The sequence below is a fragment of the Azospirillum sp. UFLA03-27 genome (assembly GCF_059803775.1).
The window spans coordinates 1-4,006 of sequence record NZ_JAUQTX010000385.1 but is presented as its reverse complement, the minus strand read 5'-3'; the positions used below and the strand labels follow the sequence as shown (position 1 = coordinate 4,006).

At 68.6% G+C, this 4,006-nt stretch carries 6 protein-coding genes; 1 reads left to right on the top strand and 5 read right to left on the bottom strand.

Annotation, left to right across the window (positions count from 1 at the left end; translation table 11 throughout):
* The 5 genes from Q4I23_RS31080 to Q4I23_RS31060 all read right to left on the bottom strand — a co-directional run.
* A partial coding sequence (locus Q4I23_RS31080) for an MOSC domain-containing protein (protein ID WP_498528774.1) occupies positions 1–700 on the bottom strand: 700 nt, incomplete at its 3' end.
* Positions 697–1,350 carry a DNA-3-methyladenine glycosylase family protein gene (locus Q4I23_RS31075; RefSeq protein WP_454018895.1) on the bottom strand — a complete coding sequence of 218 codons (654 nt, stop codon included), beginning with the start codon at positions 1,348–1,350 and terminating at the stop codon, positions 697–699. The genes Q4I23_RS31080 and Q4I23_RS31075, both read right to left, overlap by 4 nt.
* Before the next feature lie 92 nt (positions 1,351–1,442).
* Positions 1,443–1,685: a phosphoribosylformylglycinamidine synthase subunit PurS gene (gene purS, locus Q4I23_RS31070; protein ID WP_038529315.1), complete on the bottom strand. Its 243-nt coding sequence runs from the start codon at positions 1,683–1,685 to the stop codon at positions 1,443–1,445.
* 60 nt (positions 1,686–1,745) lie between these two features.
* Entirely contained in the window at positions 1,746–2,510 is a 765-nt protein-coding gene (purC, locus tag Q4I23_RS31065) for a phosphoribosylaminoimidazolesuccinocarboxamide synthase (RefSeq protein WP_014239519.1), read from the bottom strand.
* Between the two features lie 116 nt (positions 2,511–2,626).
* Positions 2,627–3,421, bottom strand: coding sequence for an NRDE family protein (locus Q4I23_RS31060; protein WP_498528773.1), 795 nt, complete (start codon positions 3,419–3,421; stop codon positions 2,627–2,629).
* A 152-nt stretch (positions 3,422–3,573) separates the two neighbouring features.
* On the opposite strand from Q4I23_RS31060, the gene Q4I23_RS31055 reads away from it, so the two are divergent.
* Entirely contained in the window at positions 3,574–3,894 is a 321-nt protein-coding gene (locus Q4I23_RS31055; RefSeq protein ID WP_454018897.1) for a DUF1476 domain-containing protein, read from the top strand.
* Positions 3,895–4,006: the final 112 nt, after the last annotated feature.

Genomic DNA, 4,006 nt, shown 5'->3' with positions numbered 1-4,006 from the left:
ATGTGTATAAGAGACAGCCGCCGTTCAGGCGCTTGGTCCAGTCCTCGACGCCCTGAGTCAGCCGGCGTTCGGCCAGCGTCCGCCACGTCTGGGCCAGCACGGGCAGGGCGGCCATCTCGGCCAGCGCCTCGCGGTTCTGCGTGTCCACATAAAGGACGTGCAGCAGCCGGGCGAGCGTCCAGTGCGGGTAGGGGCGCTCGACCAGGGTCAGCCGGTCGCCGGGGCCGATCTGGCCGGGTTCCGGCACGCGATAGTACCAGCCGGTGCGCCCGGTGGTCTGGACGCGCTTGGCCATGTCGGGCACGGCGAAGCGGTGGTTCAGCTTCCAGCAGGGCTGGCGGGCCTGGGCGACCTCCAGCAGGGCGGTGCCGGCGCGGAAGCGGTCGCCGACGCAGACATCGGCCTCGGTCAGGCCCAGCGTCGCGAGGTTCTCGCCGAAGGCGCCGGGCTGGCCAAGCAGCGGCACGTCCCCGCCCAGCTCGTCCCGCCACGCCGGGTGGTGGTCCAGCGGGTAATGGTGGATGGCCTTGTCGGGCCCGCCATGGACGCGGCGGTCGGCCTGCTCGTCGTCCAGAAAGCCTTCGGGGCCGACCGTGTGCGGGCCGTCCACCGGAGACTTGGCGATGGCGCTGGTCCGCCCCGGCGGGCCGAAGGGGGCGGCCTTGCCGACGAGGACGGCGATGATGGTGGTCTCGGTCACGGTGTCGTCTTTCCTTTGGGCGTCTTCTTGCTCTTGGCCGGTTTGAGGGCTCTGGCCTGCTCCTGCAACGCCACATAGTGGTGCCAGACGAGCTGTGCGGCGAGACTGCGGTGAGGGCGCCAGGGCTCGGCGACGGCGAGGAGCTGTGCCTGGGTCGGCTTCTCCGCCCAGCCCTTCAGCCGTTGCACGCCGAGCTGGATGGCGAGGTCGCCGACCGGCCAGATGTCCGGTCGGCCGAGCGCCATCATCAGGTAGATCTCGGCGGTCCAGCGCCCGATGCCCTTCAGCGCGATCAGGGCGGCGATGGCCTCCTCGTCGTCCATTTTGTGAATGGCGTCGAAGTCGAGCCGGCCGTCCGCGACGGTCTGGGCCAGCCCGCGGGCGTAGCCGATCTTCTGGCGCGACAGGCCGCAAGCCCGCAAATCCTCGTCGGGCAGGGCGAGGATGGCGTCGGGCGTCACCACCCCGACCATGGCCTGGAGCTTGGCCCACAGCGCCGCGGCGACCGTGGTGGACAGCTGCTGCTCGATGATCAGGCAGAGCAGGCCGGAGAAGCCGTCCGGGCGGCGGAAGTCGCGCACCGTCGGGCCGCCGACACGCAGGGACTCGGCGAAGATGGGATCGAGCGCGGAGAGATGGGCGATGGACATGGTCGAACGAAAATGGGGGATGCGCAGCGGTTGCGCATCCCCCATTTTCCGACAGGCAGGATTGAGCGCGGACGGCCTTGGGCCACCAGCTCTCAGGCCACCAGCTCGATCGCGTAGTCTTCGATCACGGTGTTGGCCAGCAGCTTGGTGCACATGGCCTCGACCTCCTTGCGGGCGGCGGCCTCGTCGGTGCTCTTGAGCTGAAGCTCGATGACCTTGCCGGCGCGGACGTCCTCGACGCCGTCGAAGCCCAGCGTGTGCAGCGCGTGCGCGATGGCCTTGCCCTGGGGGTCGAGAACGCCGCGCTTGAGGGTGACGTGAACCTTCGCCTTCATCGGATGTCCGCTCGCTTGATGGTGCTGATGGGTTGGGGGAAAGGGTTTACTGGACGGTCTTTACTGGACGGTCTTGGGGCCCTTGACGTCCACCGGGCCGCCTTCGGGCAGGATGCCGAGGCGCCGGGCGACCTCCTGGTAGGCCTCCTCGACCTGACCGAGGTCCTGGCGGAAGCGGTCCTTGTCCAGCTTCTCGTTGGTCTTGATGTCCCACAGGCGGCAGTTGTCGGGGCTGATCTCGTCGGCCAGGACGATGCGCATCTCCTCGTTCTCCCACAGCCGGCCGAACTCCAGCTTGAAATCCACCAGCCGCAGGCCGATGCCGAGGAAGAGGCCCGACAGGTAGTCGTTCACGCGGAGCGACAGCGCCACCATGTCGTCGAGGTCCTGCGGAGCCGCCCAGCCGAAGGCCGTGATGTGCTCCTCGGTAACCATGGGATTGTTCAGCTCGTCGGACTTGTAATAATACTCGATGATCGAGCGCGGCAGCGGGGTCCCCTCGGGGATGCCGAAGCGCTTGGACAGCGAGCCGGCAGCGGTGTTGCGCACGACCAGCTCGATGGGGATGATCTCGACCTCGCGAACCAGCTGCTCGCGCATGTTCAGGCGGCGCACGAAGTGCGTCGGCACGCCGATTTCCGACAAACGGCTCATCAGGTATTCGGAGATGCGGTTGTTCAGCACCCCCTTGCCGGTGATGATGCCCTTCTTCTGGTTGTTGAAGGCGGTCGCGTCGTCCTTGAAGTACTGCACCAGCGTGCCCGGCTCCGGACCTTCGAACAGGACCTTCGCCTTGCCTTCGTAGATGCGCCGACGTCGTGTCATGAGAGATCGTCCAAAAACGTGTAGCCTGGACCGGCGGGTGACCGATCCAGGGGATATGCACAAGTGATATAGCAAGCTGGCCCAGGGAACACAATGCGCGGGGTCCGCGGCGGCTCCTACCCCAACGGGACGGGCCCCAACGGGACGGGCTGCCACGGCGCCTCGTGAGGGCGGCCGGCAGCGAAGTGCCAGACCGGGTCCAGATCCGGGCGCTCCACGGCGGGCAGGGCGATCAGCGCGCTCGACACCGTGCCGAATCCGCTGGGCAGCAGGAAGTTCATCGCCCCGCGCTCGCCCCGCCCGCCGTCGTCCCAGATGCGGCTCGCCAGCAACTCCGGCCAGCCGCCCCACCGGTCGCCGGCTTCGCCCCGCTCCGGGTCGGGCGGTGCCGCGTGCTGGAAGAGGGGGAGATACTGGGCCTGCCGCGGGTCCTCCGCCACGTCGTCCAGGTCGCTGGCAGTGACCATGTGCACGCCCTCGGGGATCTCGACCACCTCCGGGCGGTTGCGCGGGGAGGGGCCGCGGTGGACCAGCAGCCGGGCGTCGCGGTTGTCGGCGATCAGCAGGTTGAAGGGGCGGTAGGCCCGCGTGTCGAGCTGCGCCATGGCCTCCGCCGCCTCCGCCGCGTCGGCGAAATCCAGCGCGTCCAGCACCAGCTCCCCGCGCGAGCGCTTGCCGGCCTCCGGCCCCAGCGTGCCCATGCGGTTCAGCACGGCGGCCACGACGCCCTCGTCGTTCATGCCCAGCCAGGAGCCGCCGGCCAGCTCGTCCAGCCCGGCGACGACGTTGGGGCGGTCGGGCCAATGGCGCGCCGGCGCCTGCCAGGGCCGTCCGGCCATTTCGTCGCGGTTGGCGCCCAGGATGAGGGGCCATGTTGCGTCCGGTCGTTGCAGGAGGATCACGCTGCACATGGGGAATCTTGCCTTCCGCTTCCCTCTTGGGTATGTCGCCGCACGCCGGATTCGTCGATTGGCCGGTGGGTAGGGGCGATGACGACGCCCGATCCACCGGCTATATAGTCTTGTATCTGGGAGCGCAAAACCAATCCAAGGAGCCGGGTCCCATGACGACCTTCGACGAGCGCGAGAGGGCCTTCGAGAACAAGTTCCAGCACGACCAGGACCTGCTCTTCAGGATTCGCGCGCGCCGCGACCGGCTGGCGGGACTCTGGGCGGCAAGCCTGCTGGGCCTGACCGGGGGCGAGGCCGACGCCTACGTCCGCCAGATCATCGACGCCGACATCGGCGCGACCGGACCGCACGACATCCGCGACCGTCTGGCCGCCGACCTGCACGCCAAGGGCGTGGACATCTCCGACCACCGGGTGGAGAAGGAGCTGGCCCAACTGCTGGACGTCGCCCGTCAGCAGGTGCACGCGGAGTAGAGTTGTCGCGTGGGGGAGGTGTTGCCCCCTCCCTGACCCTCCCCCCCTCACGCAGGGGAGGGGATAAAGCCAGTCTCTTATAAACAACTGACGCAGCCGACGATGACGAGCG

What these genes read in the sequence shown, in the direction of transcription:
- Q4I23_RS31075 (WP_454018895.1), bottom strand. Translation starts at nt 1,350, where the DNA reads ATGTCCATCGCCCATCTCTCCGCGCTCGATCCCATCTTCGCCGAGTCC.
- purS (WP_038529315.1), bottom strand. Translation starts at nt 1,685, where the DNA reads ATGAAGGCGAAGGTTCACGTCACCCTCAAGCGCGGCGTTCTCGACCCC.
- purC (WP_014239519.1), bottom strand. Translation starts at nt 2,510, where the DNA reads ATGACACGACGTCGGCGCATCTACGAAGGCAAGGCGAAGGTCCTGTTC.
- Q4I23_RS31060 (WP_498528773.1), bottom strand. Translation starts at nt 3,421, where the DNA reads ATGTGCAGCGTGATCCTCCTGCAACGACCGGACGCAACATGGCCCCTC.
- Q4I23_RS31055 (WP_454018897.1), top strand. Translation starts at nt 3,574, where the DNA reads ATGACGACCTTCGACGAGCGCGAGAGGGCCTTCGAGAACAAGTTCCAG.